Raw genomic sequence first — 2218 nt, forward strand, 5'->3', positions numbered from 1 at the left:
CCATCGCGCCGAGAGTACTGCGGGGTCAGCCCGTGGGAGGCCAGGGCGCCGCTGACCGGTGGACGGCACCGAGCCGTCATCGAACTTAGAAGGGGGAGGCCTCGCGGCCTCCCCCTTTTTTGCGTTTGCGCGCAACATTCCTTATGCAATTAAATCAATTTAATCATCCACCGCTGAATATAGACGTTCACCGTTCTTTGGTCGGTTCTTTGTTCTCAATGGACTAATATTTTCTTTAGCGCACTGCTGCGCTTGTCCTGTTTTACACGGGTCGTTTTATTGATTGTGACGGAAGGACTCATATGGCAGATGTTCATGAGCTGCTTGATACTTGGATTGCCAATGTCAAGGACGAGGAGCTCCTCGCTGAGCTCAACACGATGAAGGAGCAGGGTGATGAGGACGCCATCACCGACGCTTTCTTCCAGGATCTCGCCTTCGGTACTGCCGGCCTTCGCGGCACTATCGGTGCGGGCACTAACCGTATGAATATCTATACGGTCGGTCGTGCGACCCAGGGATTCGCTGACTATCTCAATGCGACCTTCGAGCATCCGACGGTCGCCATCGCTCGCGATAGCCGCAATAAAGGTGAGCTGTTCGTCAAGACGACGGCTGCCATTCTTGCAGCAAACGGCGTGACTGCCCTCGTGTATCCCAAGATTTCTCCTGTGCCGACGCTCTCCTGGGCCGTCCGCGACCTTAAGTGCTCCGGTGGCATTTGCATGACCGCTAGTCATAATCCGGCGCCTTATAACGGCTATAAGGCCTATGGCCCCGACGGCTGCCAGATCACCAGCGAGGCCGCCGATGCAATTTCTAAGGCTATCGCCGAGACCGATACGTTCACCGGCGTGAAGTCCATGGACTTCGATGAGGCTCTTGAGCAGGGTCTGGTCAAATGGATCGATGACTCGTGCCTCGAGCGTTATTACGACGCCGTTCTCGCCCGCGGCGTGACTAACCTTTCTGCCGAGGAGATCGCTGGCGCTCCGCTTAAGCTCGTCTACACTCCGCTCAACGGCACTGGCCTCATTCCCGTCACGACGGTGCTCGAGCGCGCTGGCATCACTGATGTCACGGTTGTTCCAGAGCAGAAGGAGCCTAACGGCGATTTCCCGACCTGCCCGTATCCTAACCCCGAGATTCGTCAGGCCATGCAGAAAGGCATTGACCTGTGCGAGCAGGTTCACCCCGATCTGCTGCTTGCAACCGATCCCGACGCCGATCGCGTTGGCGTTGCCGTTAAGAATGGCGATGACTATCTGCTGCTGACCGGCAATGAGATGGGCGTTCTGCTGCTTGACTATATCTGCAAGACCCGCGCTGCTCGCGGTGAGGACCTCACTAAGAAGGTTGCTGTCACTACTATCGTTTCTTCCGCCATGGTTGACGCTCTGGCCGACGAGTACGGTTTTGAGCTCCGCCGCTGCCTGACGGGCTTCAAGTACATCGGCGACATCATTACTTCTCTTTCCGATGCTGGCGAGGTCGATCGCTTTATCTTCGGTTTTGAGGAGAGCTACGGCTATCTGGCCGGTGACCATGTGCGCGACAAGGACGCCGTGAGCACTTCTCTTCTGATTTGCCAGATGGCGCAGTATTACAAGCTCCAGGGCAAGAACCTTGCAGATGCGATGCACGAGCTGTACGAGAAGTATGGCTACTATCACAACAAGACGATTTCGCTGAGCTATCCGGGCGCTGAGGGTGCGGCAAAGATGGCTGGCATCATGGCTGGTCTGCGAGAGAACCCGCCCGCGGAGCTCGCCGGTTCCAAGATTGAGGCTGTCGTGGATTACAACACCTGCGTGAACGGCCTGCCGAAGGCTAACGTCATTGAGTTCGATCTTGAGGGCGGCAACAAGGGTATTGTTCGTCCTTCCGGCACTGAACCCAAGATTAAGCTGTACATCTTCGCTAAGGGCGCGGATGCCGCCGAGGCTGATGCCGCACTTGACGCGATTGAGGAGTCTGGTCGCAAGTTGTTGGCCTAAGGCTTTGAAAGCCTATTTCTACAGTTAGACGGAGGAGGGGATCTCGGAAACGAGGTCCCCTCTTTATTACTGGCAAATACAGCTAAGAATCCCAAACTGTGTAGGAAATGTGTACGCCCAGATTCCCGCCCCGGACGCCCCTCCGGTCTGGCAATATATCTCCTTGCCGCGCGGCCCGGTCGGACCGGATCAGCCGCACAGGCGTGCACCTTGAGAACCGG

General features: G+C 56.6%; 1 protein-coding gene. It reads left to right on the plus strand.

Annotated features, from left to right (window positions below; translation table 11 throughout):
- Nucleotides 1-302 precede the first annotated feature (302 nt).
- Nucleotides 303-1997: a phospho-sugar mutase gene (locus FGQ67_RS09950; RefSeq protein ID WP_006235592.1), complete on the plus strand. Its 1695-nt coding sequence runs from the start codon at nt 303-305 to the stop codon at nt 1995-1997.
- Nucleotides 1998-2218 lie beyond the last annotated feature (221 nt).

The sequence above is a fragment of the Collinsella aerofaciens genome, from assembly GCF_005845035.1.
GTDB classification, from domain to species: domain Bacteria; phylum Actinomycetota; class Coriobacteriia; order Coriobacteriales; family Coriobacteriaceae; genus Collinsella; species Collinsella aerofaciens_I.